The 18,252-nt window shown below is 65.6% G+C and carries 17 protein-coding genes; 11 read left to right on the top strand and 6 right to left on the bottom strand.

Features of this window, described 5'->3' with window-relative positions; genetic code table 11:
* Window positions 1–95: 95 nt before the first annotated feature.
* The 4 genes from JOF55_RS03225 (at window position 96) to JOF55_RS03210 (ending at window position 4,107) form a co-directional block, all read left to right on the top strand.
* Window positions 96–1,697 (top strand): long-chain-fatty-acid--CoA ligase, encoded by a 1,602-nt coding sequence (locus JOF55_RS03225; protein ID WP_310269307.1) that lies wholly within the window; start codon window positions 96–98, stop codon window positions 1,695–1,697.
* Between the two features lie 99 nt (window positions 1,698–1,796).
* Entirely contained in the window at window positions 1,797–2,564 is a 768-nt protein-coding gene (fabG, locus tag JOF55_RS03220; protein ID WP_310269305.1) for a 3-oxoacyl-ACP reductase FabG, read from the top strand.
* A gap of 43 nt (window positions 2,565–2,607) precedes the next feature.
* The gene (locus JOF55_RS03215; RefSeq protein ID WP_374727373.1) at window positions 2,608–3,783 is read left to right on the top strand and encodes an acyl-CoA dehydrogenase family protein; all 1,176 of its coding nucleotides are present in this window, start codon (window positions 2,608–2,610) and stop codon (window positions 3,781–3,783) included.
* Between the two features lie 171 nt (window positions 3,784–3,954).
* The gene (locus JOF55_RS03210) at window positions 3,955–4,107 is read left to right on the top strand and encodes a hypothetical protein (RefSeq protein ID WP_310269300.1); all 153 of its coding nucleotides are present in this window, start codon (window positions 3,955–3,957) and stop codon (window positions 4,105–4,107) included.
* Window positions 4,108–4,182: 75 nt separating this feature from the next.
* Here JOF55_RS03210 and JOF55_RS03205 read toward each other — a convergent pair whose 3' ends face one another.
* Window positions 4,183–4,899: a class I SAM-dependent methyltransferase gene (locus tag JOF55_RS03205; RefSeq protein WP_310269296.1), complete on the bottom strand. Its 717-nt coding sequence runs from the start codon at window positions 4,897–4,899 to the stop codon at window positions 4,183–4,185.
* A gap of 245 nt (window positions 4,900–5,144) precedes the next feature.
* On the opposite strand from JOF55_RS03205, the gene JOF55_RS03200 reads away from it, so the two are divergent.
* From JOF55_RS03200 to JOF55_RS03180, 5 genes are all read left to right on the top strand, one after another.
* The gene (locus tag JOF55_RS03200; RefSeq protein ID WP_310269293.1) at window positions 5,145–6,374 is read left to right on the top strand and encodes a Tm-1-like ATP-binding domain-containing protein; all 1,230 of its coding nucleotides are present in this window, start codon (window positions 5,145–5,147) and stop codon (window positions 6,372–6,374) included.
* On the top strand, window positions 6,371–7,243 hold the full coding sequence (locus JOF55_RS03195) for a phosphoenolpyruvate hydrolase family protein (RefSeq protein WP_310269291.1): 873 nt from the start codon (window positions 6,371–6,373) through the stop codon (window positions 7,241–7,243). The genes JOF55_RS03200 and JOF55_RS03195 overlap by 4 nt, the downstream gene beginning before the upstream one ends.
* A 57-nt stretch (window positions 7,244–7,300) precedes the next feature.
* A complete protein-coding gene (locus JOF55_RS03190; RefSeq protein ID WP_310269288.1) occupies window positions 7,301–7,738 on the top strand; it encodes an SRPBCC family protein in 438 nt (145 codons plus the stop codon).
* Between the two features lie 93 nt (window positions 7,739–7,831).
* On the top strand, window positions 7,832–8,809 hold the full coding sequence (locus JOF55_RS03185) for an NAD-dependent epimerase/dehydratase family protein (protein ID WP_374727372.1): 978 nt from the start codon (window positions 7,832–7,834) through the stop codon (window positions 8,807–8,809).
* Window positions 8,806–11,115 carry a glycosyltransferase family 2 protein gene (locus JOF55_RS03180; protein WP_310269282.1) on the top strand — a complete coding sequence of 770 codons (2,310 nt, stop codon included), beginning with the start codon at window positions 8,806–8,808 and terminating at the stop codon, window positions 11,113–11,115. The genes JOF55_RS03185 and JOF55_RS03180 overlap by 4 nt, the downstream gene beginning before the upstream one ends.
* On the opposite strand, the gene JOF55_RS03175 is transcribed toward JOF55_RS03180, so the two are convergent.
* Window positions 11,081–11,560, bottom strand: a complete 480-nt coding sequence (locus JOF55_RS03175; RefSeq protein WP_310269279.1) for a GtrA family protein — start codon at window positions 11,558–11,560, stop codon at window positions 11,081–11,083. The two genes, JOF55_RS03180 and JOF55_RS03175, sit on opposite strands and share 35 nt — an antisense overlap.
* Window positions 11,561–11,909: 349 nt before the next feature.
* On the opposite strand from JOF55_RS03175, the gene JOF55_RS03170 reads away from it, so the two are divergent.
* Both JOF55_RS03170 and JOF55_RS03165 read left to right on the top strand, forming a co-directional pair.
* Window positions 11,910–13,079: an NAD-dependent epimerase/dehydratase family protein gene (locus JOF55_RS03170; protein WP_310269276.1), complete on the top strand. Its 1,170-nt coding sequence runs from the start codon at window positions 11,910–11,912 to the stop codon at window positions 13,077–13,079.
* Window positions 13,080–14,048: 969 nt separating this feature from the next.
* On the top strand, window positions 14,049–15,050 hold the full coding sequence (locus JOF55_RS03165; RefSeq protein WP_310269274.1) for a M23 family metallopeptidase: 1,002 nt from the start codon (window positions 14,049–14,051) through the stop codon (window positions 15,048–15,050).
* Window positions 15,051–15,184: 134 nt separating this feature from the next.
* Here the strand turns inward: JOF55_RS03165 and JOF55_RS03160 are convergent, their stop codons facing one another.
* The 4 genes from JOF55_RS03160 to JOF55_RS03145 all read right to left on the bottom strand — a co-directional run bounded on the left by JOF55_RS03160 (window position 15,185) and on the right by JOF55_RS03145 (window position 18,081).
* A complete protein-coding gene (locus tag JOF55_RS03160) occupies window positions 15,185–16,003 on the bottom strand; it encodes an RNA polymerase sigma factor SigF (protein ID WP_374727212.1) in 819 nt (272 codons plus the stop codon).
* Window positions 15,984–16,472 (bottom strand): ATP-binding protein, encoded by a 489-nt coding sequence (locus JOF55_RS03155; protein WP_310269268.1) that lies wholly within the window; start codon window positions 16,470–16,472, stop codon window positions 15,984–15,986. Before JOF55_RS03155 ends, JOF55_RS03160 begins: the two co-directional genes overlap by 20 nt.
* Window positions 16,473–16,705: 233 nt before the next feature.
* Window positions 16,706–17,347, bottom strand: a complete 642-nt coding sequence (locus JOF55_RS03150; RefSeq protein ID WP_310269265.1) for a vitamin K epoxide reductase family protein — start codon at window positions 17,345–17,347, stop codon at window positions 16,706–16,708.
* A complete protein-coding gene (locus JOF55_RS03145) occupies window positions 17,344–18,081 on the bottom strand; it encodes a DsbA family protein (protein ID WP_310269263.1) in 738 nt (245 codons plus the stop codon). The genes JOF55_RS03150 and JOF55_RS03145 overlap by 4 nt, the downstream gene beginning before the upstream one ends.
* Between the last annotated feature and the right edge of the window lie 171 nt (window positions 18,082–18,252).

Raw genomic sequence — 18,252 nt, 5'->3', positions numbered from 1 at the left:
CGCCGTGGCAGCCTTAGGGTCGCACAAAACTAACGTCGTTAGTTACCGGCGTCCTGCTCTCCTGCCAGGATCCCGGTGCACAGCCACGGAGGTCGATGATGTCTCGAGGAGAGCAGCACCACGGGCAGAGCACCCCGCAGCGCTCGACACTGTCGCTGGCATCCGTGCTCGCCGAACCCGCCCGTCGTCATCCCGACGGGATTGCGGTGATCGAGCAGGAGCACCAGGTGACCTACCGTGCTCTCTGGGAGCAGGTGCGCAGATACGCCGCGGTTCTGGCCGAGCGCGGGGTGGGCCCGGGGGACACCGTCGCGATCGTCGCCCCGAACGTCATCGACTTCGTGCGTTCCTACTACGCCGTGCAAACCCTGGGAGCGGTCGTCGTGCCGGTCCCCCTGCTCCTGGTGCCCGAGGAAGCGGCGTATCTGGTCACCAACTCCGCGGCGAAACTGGTGATCTCGCACACCAGCAGACTTGAGCTGGGACGTGGCTGCGCACATCGCGCCGAGGTCCCGGTGATCACGGTGGGGGAAACCGCCGAGGGCGAGGAACCGTCCCTGACGGAACTCGCCACGTCGGTCGAGCCGGTGTCGAGCTTTGCTGCCCGCAGTGCCGACGACCCGGCGGTGATCTTCTACACCAGCGGTACCACGGGACAGCCGAAGGGGGCCATTCTCACCCACCTCAACATGGTGATGAACGCGACGGTGAACGCGTTCGACGCCAACGACACCCGTGCCGAGGACCGGATTCTGGGGTGCCTGCCGCTGTTTCACGTGTTCGGGCAGACGGTGTCGCTGAACACGACGTTTCGCGCCGCGGCGACCCTGGTGCTGCAACCGGAGTTCGATCCGGTCGAGGCATTGGAATTGATCCGCAAGCACGAGATCACCCAGTTCAACGGTGTTCCCACGATGTACATCCGGATGCTGGAAGCCGCGCCGGACGATCTCGAAGTGCCGAGCCTGCGGCTGTGCATCTCCGGCGGTGCGGCCCTGCCGGTGGCCGTGCTGGAACGCTTCAACGAGCGATTCGGTACGCAGATTCTGGAGGGCTACGGATTGTCCGAGACCTCGCCGACGGCGACGGTGAACCAGCCGGTGCACGGTGCGCGTGCGGGGACCGTGGGGCATCCGCTGTGGGGAATCGAGGTCGAGATCGCCGATTCCGCCATCGACGACCGTGTCGAGTTGCTCGGTCCGGGTGAGGACGGCGAGGTGGTCGTGCGTGGCCACAACGTCTTCGCCGGTTACCTCGGCGCTCCGGAGGCGACCGCGGCTGCCCTGGTCGACGGCTGGTTCCGTACCGGAGACATCGGACGAAAGGACGCCGAAGGTTTCCTGTCGATCGTGGACCGCAAGAAGGACCTGATCATCCGCAACGGCTACAACATCTATCCGCGCGAGGTGGAGGAGTTGCTGGTTCGCCATCCCTCCGTCGCTCAGGCCGCCGTCATCGGAATCCCGGACAGCCATCGGGGAGAGGAGGTCTGCGCCGTCGTGGTGCCGGGGAAAGGCGGAGCCGACGAGACCGACGACGGCTTGGCCGATGCGCTCATCGGATGGGCTGCCGAGCGGACCGCGCAGCACAAGTATCCGCGCCGGGTGGTGTTCGTGGACGAGTTGCCGCTGGGACCGAGCCACAAGGTACTCAAGCGGGAACTGCGCGTCCGCATCAGCGCGCAGCAATGGCAATAGGACACCCGACATGCCGGTGGGCATGCGAGCACGGAGGGTTCGGTCGCTTTTCGACAGTGCGGCCGAGGAAGATCCGGAGAGGAAAGCGAGGCAACGACAGTGCATGAGGAATCGAACGGCCGGGTGGCAGTGGTGACCGGTGCCGCCAGAGGAATCGGTGCGGGGATCGCCGAGAGCCTGGCCTCGTCCGGTGCCGCGGTGGCCGTGGTCGACCTCGACGAGGAGGCCTGCGCTTCCACCGTCGAGCGGATTACCACCGAGGGCGGCACGGCGATCGCGGTGGGTGCCGACGTGACCGACGCCGACTCGGTCGAGCAGGCGTTCGCACGGGTGGCCGCCGAGCTCGGTCCGGTCGGAGTGCTGGTCAACAACGCCGGTGTCACCAGGGACAACACCCTGCACAAGATGTCCGAACAGGACTGGGACATGGTGATGGGCGTGCACCTGCGTGGCGCCTTCCTGTGCAGTCGGGCGGCGCAGAAGCAGATGGTGCAGCAGCGTTGGGGCAAGATCGTCAACCTGTCCAGCGTTTCCGCGCTCGGCAACAAGGGACAGGCGAACTACTCCACCGCCAAGGCGGGCATCCAGGGATTCACCAGGACGCTGGCGCTCGAACTGGGACCGTTCGGAGTGAACGTCAACGCCATCGCTCCCGGATTCATCGTTTCCGACATGACGGCGGCCACCGCCGAGCGGATCGGCATGGATTTCGAGGACCTACAGGCCCGGACGGCCGAGGTGACGCCCGTACGGAGAGTCGGTACGCCGGACGATATCGCGAACACGGTGGCATTCCTGACCAGCGAGAAGTCCTCGTTCATCACCGGTCAGACCTTCTACGTCGACGGCGGACGCAAGCTCGGCTGACCTGCTTCGACGTCCCAACAACCGTAAGGAACTCTTCACCATGGTGGACTTTTCGCTGTCGGACACCGAGCGCGATATCCGCGACTGGGTGCGCAACTTCGTCCAGCGCGAGCTGACGCCGCTGGAGCCCGAGGTGTTGCGCAGGGAACGCGCGGGAGAGCGTGGCCTCGGCAAGGACGAGCTCGCCGAGTTGCGCAACAAGGCACGCCAAGCCGGATTCTGGGGGGTGCAGACCCCCGAGGAGTACGGCGGGATGGATCTGTCCGCGGTCATGACCGCGCTGATCGAGGTGGAACTCGGGCGCACCTTCGTGCCGTTCAGCTTCGGCGGCTACGCCGACAACATCCTCTACCACGCCAACGAGGAGCAGAAGCAGCGCTACCTGCTTCCGACCATCGAAGGGCAGCGCAAGTCGTGCTTCGCGATCACCGAGCCCGGCGCCGGATCGGATGCCAAGAACATCCGGACCACGGCCCGCAAGGAGGGCTCCGAGTGGGTCATCGACGGTGAGAAGACGTTCATCACCGGCGGCATCGATGCCGACTTCGCGATGGTGTTCGCGGTGACCGACAAGGACAAGGGCGCCGATGGCGGCGTCACCTGCTTCCTGGCCGACCGCGACATGGGTTGGAAGTCGGAGCCGATCGACATCATGGGCGAGTGGGACCGGATGCCCGCCTCCCTGGTGTTCGACGGGGTCCGGGTGCCCGAGGAGAACGTGCTCGGCGAGGTGGGCCAGGGCTTCGCGCTGGCGATGCAGTGGATCGGCCGGGGGCGCTACCTGCTGCCCGCGCGGGCACTGGGGGGCTGCGAGCACCTGCTCGAGATGGCGGTGCAGTACTCCAAGGAGCGGGAGACCTTCGGTGAGCCCATCGCCGACCGTCAGGCGATCCAGTGGATGATCGCGGACTCCGCAGTGGAGATCGAAGCACTGCGGTGGCTGGTCCTGCAGGCTGCCTGGCAGGTCGACTCCGGTATGGACTCGCGGCACGCACAGTCGATGGCCAAGCTTCACGGCGGGGTGCGGGCCAACGAGATCGTCGACCGGGTGATGCAGATCCACGGCGGCATGGGCTACACCAGGGAACTGCCCATCGAGCGCTGGTACCGCGACCTGCGACTGCTGCGCATCTTCGAAGGCACCGACGAGATCCAGCGACGGACCATCGCACGGAACCTGATCAAGGGCCATGCTTCCGTCGGCGGTGTACTCGGTTGAGCGACCGGTAGGTGCTGACCTTGCCCATTGCTCCCGAGTTGTCGGTAGGCTGGAAGTGACTCGACCATGAGGATTCCGGCCAGCGGGTTCCCCCGGCGGATTCCGGTAGGCAGGTCCCGGCCGGCCGGTTTCAGCAGGCAGACCCTCACCGAGCAGAACCAAGGAGCTGCCATGTCCCTGTTCAAGAAGGTCTCCGACTTCGCGAAGAGCCCGCAGGGCAAACGCGCGATGGAGCAGGCCAAGAAGTACGCCCAGGACCCGAAGAACAAGGAAAAGATCGACCGGGTCAAGAACAGGATCACCGGCAAGGGCAAGGGGCACTGACAGTCGCCTCGCCCACCGGCGGGCCCCGGGTGACGTGCTCGGGGCCCACCGGCGTTCCGGATTCCGGCGGCTTGCTCAGCCGGCGGGTACCTGCGCCACGCCGAGGATCGACTGGCCGAACGGTGCGGGAACGACCTTCTCGGTCGCCTCGGTCACAGGCACCACGAACCGGTCGTAGATCCGGACCAGCCGCTTGTTCGGAGCATTGCTGCCCCCCTTGCGAACGGCTGCCCACCAGGCGAGAGCACCGAGGAAGTTGACCGGTTTGGCCACCCGCACGGTCAGGCCCGCGCGGCGGATGGCCGAACGCATGGTTTCCGGCGTGTAGCGGCGGACGTGCCCGACGAGCCGGTCGAACTCCCCGTACAGCTGCTGGTATCCGGGAACCCACAGCACGATGGTCCCGCCCGGAGCCACGAGCCGGGACAGCGAGCGCAATGCGGTGGCGTCGTCGTCGATGTGCTCCAGCACGTTGATGGCCATGGCGGTCTCGACCGGCTGCTCGAGCTCCGGCTGTTCGGCCAGGTCCAGGGTGCGCACTTCGACTTCGGGGCGGTCGGCGAAGCGCTGTTTCATGTATTGCGCGGCATCCGGGTCCACATCGGTGAGCACATGCCGTTGCAGCCCCGTCACGTGTGCGGCGAACTCACCCGTGCCCGCACCCACTTCGAGCACGCTGCTCCCGCAGTGCGGAAGCATCAGATTGCGCTGGTAGCGCAGGTAGCGGGGTTTGCCGCTGTCGTCCTCCAAACCCCGTCCGGTCGCGCGCTCGAATGCGCCCTGGTCCGCCACTCGTCTCTCCTCTGAGAATGGACGTGAAAAGAGTGATTTTTTCGGAAATGACTCGGAGGCTATCACCACTTGCTCTTTCGGCGTGCTCGGTGCCCTGCCGAAGTGTGACGGTCACAGCCCACGGCCGAACGGGCACCGACGTGATACGCCGAATGCCGTAGTGGCCGAAGGATGTGCGTGCGCGACATCGGCGGTAGGCTCCGGTGGTACGAGACGATCATGGCGGAACCGGCCGTGGAGATGCGATGGGCAGTGCGTACGTCGTCGGAACCTTCGACACCAAGGGCACGGAACTGCGCCATGTCGCGGAGCTCGTCCGTTCCACCGGGCACTCCGTCGTGGCCGTGGACCTCAGTACCGGGGAGAATCCCGACGCCCCGGACAGCCCCGCCACCACGGGTACGTCCACCGACCCGAGCATCACGGCCGCCGAGGTAGCGACCCACCATCCGGAAGGTGTGGCGGCGGTGTTCACCGGCGAGCGTGGCTCGGCCGTCACCGCGATGACCGAAGCTTTCGAACGATTCCTGGCCTCCCGTACCGACGTGGACGGCATCCTCGGACTCGGCGGTTCGGGCGGCACGGCACTGGTCGCACCCGCCATGCGGGCACTGCCCGTCGGAATCCCCAAGTTCCTCGTGTCCACGGTGGCTTCCGGTGACGTATCGACCTACGTCGACGCCGCCGACATCGCGATGTTCCCGTCGGTCACCGATGTCGCCGGACTGAACCGGATCTCTCGCCGCGTGCTGGCCAATGCCGCACACGCGCTCGCGGGGGCAATGGCGCACCCGGTCCCGGAGGACGAGAGCAAGCCCGCGGTCACGCTGTCCATGTTCGGCGTGACGACACCGTGTGTGACGTCCGTGGCCGAGCAGCTCGCGGCGGACTACGATCCCTTGGTGTTCCACGCGACCGGGACCGGCGGCCGAGCGATGGACAAGCTCGTCGACGATGGGCTCGTTACCGCCGTCCTGGACATCACCACCACCGAGGTATGCGATCTCATCGCAGGCGGTGTGATGAGCGCGGGTCCGCAACGACTCGATGCGATCGCCTGGAGCGGGGTTCCCTATGTCGGTTCGTGCGGTGCTTTGGACATGGTGAACTTCGGAAGCCGGGAGACCGTGCCGGACCGGTACCGCGAACGGAACCTGTACGTGCACAACCCCCAGGTCACACTGATGCGTACGACCCCGGAGGAGTGCAGGCGTATCGGCGAGTTCCTCGCGGCGAAACTCAACGCGTGTGCAGGGCCCGTGCGGTTCCTGCTTCCCGAAGGCGGCGTGTCCCTGCTGGACGCCCCCGGGCAGCCGTTTCACGATCCCGAAGCCGACGCGGCACTGTTCGAGACATTGGAGCGTGAGGTGCAGCAGAACGGTAACCGGCTGATCAGCCGGTCACGGTACAACGTCAACGATCCCGAATTCGTCGCGGAACTACTGGCGGCCTTCCACGAGGTGGTGGGGCCATGAGTACCGACGGCGGTTTTGGGCGTGGCGGCCACGCAACCCCGGACAGAGCCGAACTCGTGGAGCGCCTCCAGGACAAGGTGGCCCGTGGCGAGCCGATAGTCGGCGGGGGTGCGGGCACCGGATTGTCGGCCAAGTGCGAGGAAGCCGGTGGTATCGACCTGATCGTCCTCTACAACTCGGGCCGGTATCGGATGGCCGGGCGTGGCTCGCTGGCGGGGTTGTTGGCTTACGGCAACGCCAACGACATCGTCGTCGACATGGCCGGGGAAGTACTGCCCGTGGTGGAGCACACCCCGGTCCTGGCCGGAGTCAACGGTACCGACCCGTTCATGATGCGCGAGCGCTTTCTCGTCGAACTCCGCGACCTCGGGTTTGTCGGGGTGCAGAACTTTCCGACCGTCGGGCTCATCGACGGGACCTTCCGGGCCAACCTGGAAGAGACGGGCATGAGCTACGACCTCGAAGTGGAGATGATCGCCGCCGCGCGACAGGCGGACCTGCTCACCACGCCGTACGTGTTCTCCAGCGAGAACGCACGCGCGATGACCGAGGCCGGAGCCGACATCATCGTCTGCCACATGGGGCTGACCACCGGCGGCGCGATCGGCGCGGATACCGCCAAGAGCCTGGATGACTGTGTTGCTCTGATCGACGAGTGGGCGCAGGCCGCGGCACGCGTCCGCGACGACATCATCGTGCTCTGCCACGGTGGTCCGATATCGAGTCCCGAGGATGCGGCCCACGTGCTGTCCCGAACCCGGCGCTGTCACGGTTTCTACGGAGCGAGCAGCATGGAACGCCTGCCCACGGAACAGGCCATGACCGAGCAGACCAGAGCTTTCACGAAACTCCGGCCGGGGAGCGGCTGAGGACCTGCTCGACCGCCTGCGAGAGGAACGGAAGGCATCTTTCGCTGAGGAGGAACCATGGCGAAGTCGTATGCGAGTGCGGTGGTAGCGGCCACGGCCGAGCGAGTGTGGCAGGTCGTGCGGGACTTCAACGGGTTGCCGGGATGGCACCCCGCGATCGCATCGAGCGTGATCGAGGACAACAGGCCGAGCGCCGAGGTCGGCTGTGTGCGTTACCTGACGATGCGCGACGGTGGATCGGTGCGCGAGCGACTGACCGTGCTCGATGACCTGGACAAGAGCTATACCTACGAGATGCTCGAAGGCCCCTTTCCGGTGCGTGGCTACCTCGCCACGGTCCGGGTCTTCGCGATCACCGAGACCGACCAGGCCTTCGTGGAGTGGTATGCGCACTACGACGCCGAGGGCGCCGACGAGCCGGATTTGGACAAGACCTTCTCCGCCGGTGTGTTCGCCACCGGTTTGACGGGTTTGAGCCGCTCGATGAACGGATGAGGCGGTATGGCGGTCCGGTAAGGGTGGTCTTGACGCAGACCAGACAACACGGTCGATAGAGTCACGCGTGTGCCAACCAGCAATACACCGTCCGTGACAGATGTCGCCCAGCATTCCACTGTTCGGTCGAGCACTGATCGTGTTGTCGTCACCGGCGGCTCCGGATTCGTCGGCCGTGCCGTCGTTCGCTCGTTCGCCGAGCGTGGAACGCCGGTGACCGTGGTCGATCACCGCCCCCCTCGAATCGACCCCGACCATGCGGGACTGGTGACCCACGTCGCCGGCGATCTGGTCGATCCCGCCGTGCGCGATGCCGCCGTCCCGGAGGACACCGCAGGCATCATTCACCTGGCGGCGATCACGTCGGTTCTGCGCTCGGTCGACAATCCCGTCGAGACCTACACGGCCAATGTCGAGGTCACCCAGGGGCTGTTGGAACTGGCGCGCAGGCGGAGTGTGGGCCGGTTCGTCCTGGCTTCGACCAATGCGGTGGTCGGCGACATCGGCCACGGCACGATCTCCGAGGCGCTGCCGTTGCGCCCGCTGACGCCGTACGGATCGACCAAGGCGGCCTGCGAGATGCTGCTGTCCGGCTATGCGGGGGCTTACGGGATGGCCACGTCCGCGCTGCGATTCACCAACATCTATGGCCCGGGCATGGGACACAAGGACAGCTTCATCCCACGGCTGATGCGGGCGGCGTTGTCCGGTGAGGGTGTCGAGGTCTACGGCGACGGTGCACAAAGCCGCGATTTCGTCCACGTCGACGACGTGGTGCAGGCGATCGTGGCCGCCTTCGACAAGCAGCACAGCGGTAATGTGATCATCGGGTCCGGCCGTTCGATCTCGGTACTGGAACTGATCGACGCGGTCCGTGCCGCGACGGGAGAGCCCCTGCCGATCACGCATGTGCCCGCCAAGAACGGTGAGATGCCCGCGGTGATCGTCGATGTCGACAAGGCCCGCGCCGAACTCGACTACACCCCGACGGTGGAATTGACCGACGGTTTGCACACGGTATGGCAGGACTTTCGTGCGGCGGCGGCACTTGCGCCCGCTGGAGCGACATGACCCCCACGCTGACACGAGGGCTGCGCCATCACTGGCTGATGGTGGTGCTGGTACTCGGCGGGATCGGGTTGCGTGTGGTCGTCGAGCTGGCTTACCAGCCGGCTTTGCTCTACATCGACTCCTACCGGTACCTGCAGAATCTGGGTGCCTTCTTCCCCGGCGGGCTCAACCCGATCGGCTACGAACTCCTGCTTCTGGGACCGTTGCTGCTCATCGGGGACCTGGGATTCGTGGTGCTCGTGCAGCACCTGCTGGGGTTGGCGCTGGCCATCGCGATCTACGTACTGCTGCTGCGGCTGGGATGCCGCCGCTGGATCGCGGCACTGGCCGCCGCGCCGGTGCTGCTCGACGCGTATCAGTTGCAGATCGAACACCTGATCATGTCGGATCTGTTGTTCCAGATTCTGCTGCTGGTCGCGGTGATCCTGCTGACCTGGCGCGGCACTCCCGGACCACGGCTGGCGGCGGTGGCCGGGGTGGTGCTGGCGACCTCGGTGATCGTGCGGCTGGTGGGAGTGGCACTGGTGGTGCCCGCGGCGGTGTTCGTGCTGCTGGCCGCCGGGCTGCGTCCGAGAGACGGGTGGAAGCGGCGGCTGCTGTCCGCAGGCGCTCTGGCGGCCGGATTCGTCGCCGTCCTGTTCGGTTATGCGATGTACCACATGATCTGGACCGGGGTGCCCGCCCTGAGCACGTCGACCGGCAGCGTTCTCTACGGCCGGACGGCGGTGGTGGCCGAGTGCGAGAAACTCGATCTCACTCCCGAGGAACGGCGGGTGTGTCCCGATGAACCCATCCCGCAGCGCAAGCTCAACGGTATCGACTACTACGTCCACTACTTCCACAATGAGGACAACGTCGAAGCGCTGCCGGAGGGATTCGACTACTCGGCCGTGCAGCATTCCTTTGCGGTGCAGGTCATCCTCAATCAGCCGTTCGATGTCCTCGGTGGCGTGCTGCAGGATTTCCTGAAGGGCTTCGCGCCGACGCGTACCCAGTCGCCGGGCGATGTTCCGCTGTCCCGCTGGCAGTTCCAGACCAGCTACCCGATGTACGGCCAGCAGCCGGAGTATGTCGCCAAGTGGCTGGAGCGCTATGACGACGGCACCTACTCGGTGAACGAGGACCTGGCCGGTTTCCTGCGCACCTACCAGTTGGGCGGCGGCTATGCCCCGGGCACGGTGCTTGGCGCCGCGTTGCTGATCGCCGGTGCCGCCGTGCTGGGACTGGGGCGGGCGCGGCGTTCCGGGTTGCGCGCCGTATGCCTGCTGCCTGCGGGCATGGCTGTCACCGTGCTGATGACGGCGGCGGCGCTGGAATTCTCCTGGCGCTATCAGCTGCCCGGCTTGGTGCTGCTTCCCGTTGCCGGTGCGCTGGGCATCACCGCCATCACGGGACGCAGACCCCCCGATTCCCCAGGCCCCGTGACGAATACGACTGCCACCACGGCATCACCGAAGGAGAACACCATGGCCCCGAACTCCCCCGACGAGGTGGACCGGGCGGCACTGGACGACTATGCCGAGCGCTACGGCGGGCGCCGTTTCGCTCCGGTGGTCGTGCTCATCGCCGCCTACAACGAGGAAGAGGCCCTCGGCGGAGTCCTCGACGGGATGCCCGCCACCAGCTGCGGGTTCGACGTGGACACCCTGGTCGTGGTGGACGGGGCCACGGACAACACCGGTGAGGTGGCGCTGCGCCACGGGGCGCAGACCTGCACGGTCCCTGCCAACCGTGGTCAGGGCGCTGCACTGCGACTGGGCTACCGACTGGCGGCCGAGCGTGGTGCTCGCTACGTGGTGACCACCGACGCCGATGGGCAGTACGACATCGCCGAACTGCCCAAGCTGCTGCAGCCACTGATCGAGGACGAGGCCGACTTCGTCACCGGGTCCCGGCGGCTCGGTAGCAGCGAGACCACCGACTCGCTGCGCCGTGCCGGAACCTACGTGTTCGCCTGGTTGGTCAGTGCTCTGACCGGGCAACGTGTCACCGATACGTCGTTCGGCTTCCGGGCCATGAAGGTCGAAGTTGCCGCCGCGGTACGCCTGGAGCAGCCGCAGTACCAGTCCTCCGAACTGCTTGTGGGCATCCTCGCCCACAAGTACCGGGTCCTGGAGCAGCCGATGACGATGCATGCTCGTACAGCCGGGCACAGCAAGAAGGGCAACAATCTCTTCTACGGCTACCGGTACGCCAAGGTCGTGTTCACCACGTGGCTGCGGGAGCGCCGCACCCGCAGCCACACCTCGGGTGCGACTGCGGTCGGTACGGTCACCGAGTCGGCCCCCGCCATCGGTGAGCGGTGAACACGATGCGGTCCATCAGGACGAACTTCACCACGAACATCACCGCGTAAGTAGCGACGAAGACCGCCGAGACCAGAGCGATTCGGGCACCGGGGGACTCGCTGAACAACCGCAGTGCCAGCGGCTCCACACTGCTCGTCGCGAAGGCGGCGAGCAGTGCGGTGCTCACCGAGATGGTGACGAAGCGCAGGATCTCGCCACGCAGCGCCGTGCGCCCACCGCTGCCCCAGGTGCGTCGATTGAGCAGGAAGTTCGGTACGGCTCCTGCCAGCCATGCGAGCACGGTTGCCAGCACGGGGGACGCCCCGGCGGCATAGGCGGTCACGAACACGACCTGGTTCGACACGGTCGCCACCGCCGAGGCGGCGGCGAATCTCTTGATCAGCCGCCTGTACCGGCCACGGTGTGAAGCCGTCCGGCCGGCGTTTGCGGTGGCATGCTGCACGATTGCTCCTCGACCGTTTCCGCTCGCACCGTCCGGGGACGGGGCGAGCCGTGCCAGGCAACGATACTCCGGTCGGCTGTGTGGCTCCGGGTGCTCGGCGGTACTCGGCGATATGGAGATCTCCTGCCATGGGGACCACTGTCCCCGGGGGCCGGGAGGTGAGACGATTCTTCCAGGAGTCCGTCGGGGCGAGGCGATACCGGTTGTTCCCATCGCTACGATCAAGCAGTACCTTTCCGGCAGGTCGGACTATCGGTGTGTCGGGGAGTGCCGACGGTAGGTGGCCGACCAGCTTGGTCGTGTTGCCGATGAACAGGCAGCGTCAATATCACGAAGGGGAGAAGAAGGCGTGCGAATCCTCGTCCTCGGGGGGGACGGCTACCTCGGTTGGCCGACCGCTCTGCACCTGTCCGACTGCGGCCACGAGGTGGCGGTGGCCGACAATTTCGCCCGGCGGGGCTATGACCACGAGATGGGTGTGCAGAGTCTGGTGCCCATCGAGCCGTTGCAGCAGCGGGTCGATGCCTGGCGTGAGGTGTCCGGCAAGGACATCGCGGTCTACTGTGGTGATCTGGTGGACGGCGAGTTCACGGTGCATATGATCCGGGAGTTCCAGCCGGATACGATCGTGCATTTCGCCGAGCAGCGTGCCGCCCCGTATTCCATGATCGACCGCAAGCACGCGGTGTACACGCAGCACAACAATGTGGTCGGCAACCTCAACGTGCTGTTTGCGATCGAGGAAGTCAACCCGGATATCCACCTGGTCAAGCTCGGCACGATGGGCGAGTACGGCACGCCGAACATCGATATCGAGGAAGGCTGGCTGGAGGTGACCCACAAGGGTCGCACCGACCGGGTGTTGTATCCGAAGAAGCCGGGCTCGTTCTATCACCTGAGCAAGGTCCACGACAGTCACAACATCGAGTTCGCCTGCCGCATCTGGGGGTTGCGGGCCACCGACCTCAACCAGGGGGTGGTCTACGGGCAGGAGACCCCGCAGACCGAGCGGGACCCGCGGTTGGCCACGCGGTTCGACTACGACGCCATTTTCGGCACGGTGCTGAACCGCTTCGTCATCCAGGCCGTGCTGGGGCATCCGCTGACGGTGTACGGGTCCGGTAGTCAGACCCGGGGATTGATCGACATCCGGGACACCGTCGAGTGCATCCGGCTGGCTGCGGAGAACCCGGCCGAGTCCGGCGAGTTCCGGGTGTTCAACCAGATGACCGAGAGTTTCTCGGTCGGCGAGATCGCCAAGGTCGTGGCCAACGGCTATGACGGCGCCGTCGATGTGGAGCACCTGGACAACCCGCGGGTGGAGCAGGCCGAGCATTACTACAACGTGGTCCACACCGGGCTGGTGGAACTGGGGCTGCAGCCACACCTGCTGTCCAACACCCTCATCGACTCGCTGTTCCAGGTGGCCGAAGCCCACAAGCACCGCGTGGACCTGGCCGCCATGCGCCCCACGGTGCAATGGCGCACCGCCTCCAGCCCCATGCGCGACCAGGGCTGAACGAGGACGGCCGGGTCATCGTGCATGGCCGGGTCACGGATGGTCACGATCACCGGTGCTGTGCCGACCTGCTGCTGCGCGCTCGTGGCCATCGCTTGCGCGAAGAGTCATGGTGCGGCTCTGGAATATGCCAAATGCGACGTGCACACTGGGACGCATCGCCTGCTGAAGGACGGATACGGGCCCCGGCCCCGGAGAGACCCTCCCAAGGCGGTGTGTGTATCCGCGAGGCGGGTGCCATGCGTGTGCGGTCGCGCCTGAAGGACCGCGGTACGGGGAGCGGTGCCCCGGGCGCGTGCGGAAACCCCACCGCACCCGGGGCACCTACCGTCGGATGATGCCTGCTGCTGAGCTCCCGCTGATTTCTTGTGGCCCTCTCTCGAAGGGCGCCTCGCCGAGGCGGATCGTTCGTCCGATACACGGGTTGACGTGAAGGCTTCTCGTGATATGTGCTCAAGGTCACTTTTCGGTCTTCCATCGCCGATACCCGGCGACTGCGCAGGAAGATCGGCATTCGCAAGCAAGGACGACATACCGGTGAGTCGGCGACTGCTCTCTGCTGTGCGATTGTCGAGAATCATCGGCGCGGGAGATCGTCAACGCTTTTTCGATCAAGGAGCGCTGGTGGGCACACCAGCGAAAACGTGCGCATCGGCCGACATGTTGCCGATGATCGTCCCGGAGAGCCGAGATCGGTTTGATGGGCCCCGGAAGCGTCGCTGTGCCAAGTAACCGTTTGGTTTTTTTCGTAACCTGAAGGTCATCTTTGGCAAATACACTTCGTGATTGGTCGGGCCAGAAGAGTGCGCTAGACCTGCACACGAATGGGTGAACGCTTGATGCAGCAATAACTCTCCGCTACCTTCTCGGCTGTACGTCACGGTTCGGTTACGAATCACCTCACCCCCGAGAGGTGGCCCCCTCCCCGACGGGAAGTAACCGGACCGTCCCCGAGACGGAAAGGCCAACATGGGCAAGAACCGCGACGAGGGTGGTCCCGGCAAGATTTCCTCCCTCATGGGATACCTGCCGACTTCCCTCCGATACGGCACGCCACACAGCGATTCCCGCACCCCCGTCCGCAACAAGGTCATCGCTGCAGTCGTTGCCACCGGTGCGTTCGCCGCGGTGGGTCAGTCGTTCATCGACGACGGATCGGACTCCCCCGAGAACAACGTGAAGTCGATGGCCGCGCAGCAGCCGATGCAGGCATCGGTGAACAAGGCCCAGGAGGCTCCGGCTTCGATCGAGCTGCGCGGAGCCCAGCCCGCTGAGGCTCCGGCGCCGGCACCTCAGTCACCCGAATCCGACGAGGGTGGGGCTTCTGCCGCGGACCAGGACTCCGGCAAGACCCAGGCCGAGAAGGCTCAGGCTGCGAAAGACGCCCAGCGCAAGAAGGAAGCCCAGCGCAAGGCTGTCCAGGAGCAGATCCGCCTGAAGAAGGCGTTCGCGCAGAAGGCTGCCGAGCAGGCCGCCGAGAGAAAGGCCGCAGCGCAGAAGGCCGCGGAGCAGGCCGCCAAGCAGGCCGCCGAGAAGAAGGCCGCAGCTGCCGCACCCAAGCCCAAGGCCGCGTCGGCCGAATCCGGCGGCAAGCTGGTCGACAGCGGCAGGCTCACGTCCGGCTACCACACCCGTGGTGGTTCGCATGCCGGTATCGACATCGGTGCCGACATGGGGACCCCGATCCACGCGCCGTCCGGAGGCGAGGTCATCAGCTCCGGGCCGGCCAGTGGATTCGGTCTGTGGGTACGGATCAAGCACGATGACGGCAAGGTGACCGTCTACGGCCACATCAATCAGTCGCAGGTCAGCGTCGGTGAGCATGTCGAGGCCGGCCAGCAGATCGCCACTGTGGGAAGCCGCGGCCAGTCCACCGGTCCGCACCTGCACTTCGAGGTGCGCCACGGCGCCGGTGGTCAGGAAACCAACCCGATTCCGTGGCTCAAGAACCAGGGCTTCTCCCTCGCCTGAGGCGAAAAGTCCCTCGAGACTGTTGCCCGGGGCCCGATTCTCCCCCGACCGGGTCCCGGGCAACTCTGCTTCGGGCGTCTCTGCTCAGGCGGTACCGGTACGGCAACCGCCTGAGCACGCTCGTGGCAGATCCTCTACTCGTTGGCCACCGGTTCCCGGGGAGCCTCGGTTTCGAGTCGTTCCCGCAACCAGGCCAGTGTGCGCGACAGCAGCCGGGACACATGCATCTGGGAGATACCGACCTGCTCGGCGATCTGCGTTTGGGTCATCGACCGGAAAAAGCGCAGGATGAGGATGCGCCGCTCGCGCTCGCCGAGTTCGTCCAGCAGTGGCCGGATCACCTCGCGATTTTCCACCTCGCCGAGCTCGGCATCCTCCGTACCGATGGCATCCCCGAGAGGAATCTCGTCGGTATTGGTCAGGAGTTCGTCCAGTGAGCTGCTCCGGTAGGCATTACCGGCTTCCAGCCCCTGATACACCTCGTCCTTGCTGATCCCGATGTGCGTGGCCAGTTCACTCGGTGTCGGTGCCCTCCCCAATTCCTGGGACAGGGTGGCGATGGCCGAGGATACCGAGAGATGCCGCTCCTGCAGCCGTCGCGGAACTCGCACTGCCCAGCCGGTGTCGCGGAAGTGTCTGCGCACTTCCCCCATGATCGTGGGCACCGCGTAGGAGAGGAAGTCCACTCCGCGCTGCGGGTCGAACCGGTCGATCGCGTTGATGAGACCCAAAGTCGCCACCTGGGTGAGGTCCTCCTGCGACTCTCCCCGGTGGCTGAAACGACGCGCGATGTGCTGGGCCACCGGCAGATGCTCGGTAACCAGCTTGTCGCGTATTTCCTCATAACGCGGGTCCTGCTTGCTCACGCCCGAGAGTTCGACGAACAGCGGAGCGAGCTCGTCGTAACGTTGACTTCGGGAGTGAGCAGCGGATTCAGAGTCCCCTGGCGTCACTCGTGTCCGTCCGTCCCTTGCGTAGCTCGATACGCACCACGTGCCTTCCGGCGCCGTCACCGGCAGCCTCCACCGAGGATGCCACGGTATCGGTGAGCGCGCTGAGCACGCGCCAGCTGAACGTGTCCGTACGGGGTGCGGAAGACTCGTCGCTGGTCACCTCTGCCGTGAGGGACAGGCCGTCGGCTCCGCAGCGGAATCGGCACAGCAGCCAGGCGTCGCCGGCCGCTCTGCGGATCAACGAGGAGCATGCTTCATCAACGGCCAGTCGCAGATCCGCGATCGAGTCGACGTCGAAGTCGGCACGCATCGCCAGGTCACCGACGACGGCACGCATCACGGACAGCTGTGTGGCCTCAGCGGAGACGCGAACTTCCACGGGAGGTTCCGCACCGGGGTCCGGGGCTGCCGCGGACGGTTCGGGCTCCCCGGTAGGGACTTGGGGCAAATCGGGATCGGACGCTGACACGCGGACACCTCGCTCCAACCTCATTCGAGACCACCGCACATCGAATCAGAGGAATATCGGGACTCCCCACCCTGGGGGGTCGCTCCAGATTGCCACCCGTCGAGGAGAGCGCTCCACGGCCGATCGGATGTCAAAGTGACACCATTCATGGCCGTGTGGTACCCGGACCCGGCAAGGGACAAACGAGTGTTCCCGGCAAACCGGAAGATCCCTGTGCCGGGCCGGGCCAGCTTCTAGAGCAGGGTGGTCCAGTAGCTCCAGAAGGCCTGCAGGATCAGCGCGACGATCACGAGATACCAGAGCACGACCACGAGCGTGTGGAAGCGGATCAGGCCGAGTACCGCGGGACGGGCACCACCCGCAGGCAGGTGCCCCTGTTCGAGGTTGTGCAGGGTGGTGTAGGCGAAAATCGCGATGGTGACCACCCAGACGACCATGCAGTACGGGCACAGCGCCCCGATCTCGTAGAGGCTCTGCACGATCAGCCAGTGCACGAGGATCACGCCGAGCGTGGTGCCGAGCTGCATCCCGAGCCAGAACCAACGCGGTGCTCGCAGGCCGGTCAGCAGCGCCACTCCCACGGTCACCACGACGGCGAAGGCGGCCACACCGATCAGCGGGTTGGGGAACCCGAACAGGGTGGCCTGGTCGCTTTCCATGACCGAACCGCAGGACACGATCGGGTTCAGGCTGCAGCTGGCCACGTAGTCGGGATTGAGCAGGCTGAGGTATTCCTCGACGCTCAGTACGAACGAGGCGAGAAAACCGATGGCGCCGCCGACCACGTAGAGCCAGTGCAGTCCGCTGCCGAACGGGGTGGCGGTGGATGCGGCAGCATCGTCCGTGGCGCGCTCGGCATCACGTGTGGCGGTCATTTGGCGAGCGCTCCGTCCAGCTTCTGCCGCAGGTTGTCGAGATCCTGAGCGGTATTACCGGTAAGCTCGAAATTCCGGCCGTTGAGGTAGAAGGTCGGAGTGCCCTGAACCCCGGCCTTGCTGCCGTCGGCGCGGTCCTGCTCGACGCGCTGGGCAACTTCCTGCGAGTTCATATCCGCACGGAACTTGGCGACATCGAGCCCGATCTGCTTGGCGAAGGTCTCGAACTGCCGGACGGCGGCCTGCTTGTTCGTGCTGAGCTGCTGGCCACTCGGTGCCGCGGCCCATGAGTTGTAGTTGTCGAACATCTTGTGATACATCTGTTCGAACTTGCCCTGCATCGCGGCTGCCTCGACGGCCTTCGCAGCGGGAACGGCCAACTGGTGCATGTCCAGCGGGTAGTTGCGGACCACGAAGTTGATTTTGCCCTCGTACTCCTGCTCGATCTTGCTGGTCATATTCTGGTAGTAGCTATAGCAGGAGGGGCACTGGTAATCGACGAACTCGACGAGAGTGGGGGCGCCCTTCGGGCCCTGGGAGACCATGTTGCTGCCCTTCGGGTGCAGCACCGAAGCCGGAACCGCCTCTCCCGGTCCCGCCTGACTTTCCCCACCACGATTGAAAAGCAGTACTCCACCGATGACCACCACCGCGACGATCAGCACGATCGCCGTCAGGATGATATTGGTCGACGTGCCGCTTCGTTGCGCCACCGGGTTGGTTTTCTTCGGCATCTGCCTGTGCACCTTCAGCGTCGGTTCGCGCGAGTGCCACTCACGCACGGGCGTTGTCGTCAGTATCCCGCATTCACCGATTCGTGGAATCAGCTGGGGTGGTCGATATCACCCCGGTGTCGATTGACTGGTGTGGATGGCGGGTACCCGCCATCCATGGTGCAGCCGGAT

The organism is Haloactinomyces albus (genome assembly GCF_031458135.1).
In the GTDB taxonomy this organism is placed as follows: domain Bacteria; phylum Actinomycetota; class Actinomycetes; order Mycobacteriales; family Pseudonocardiaceae; genus Haloactinomyces; species Haloactinomyces albus.
Note: the sequence above shows the minus strand (reverse complement) of the source record. Positions and strands in the feature narration are given on the sequence as shown.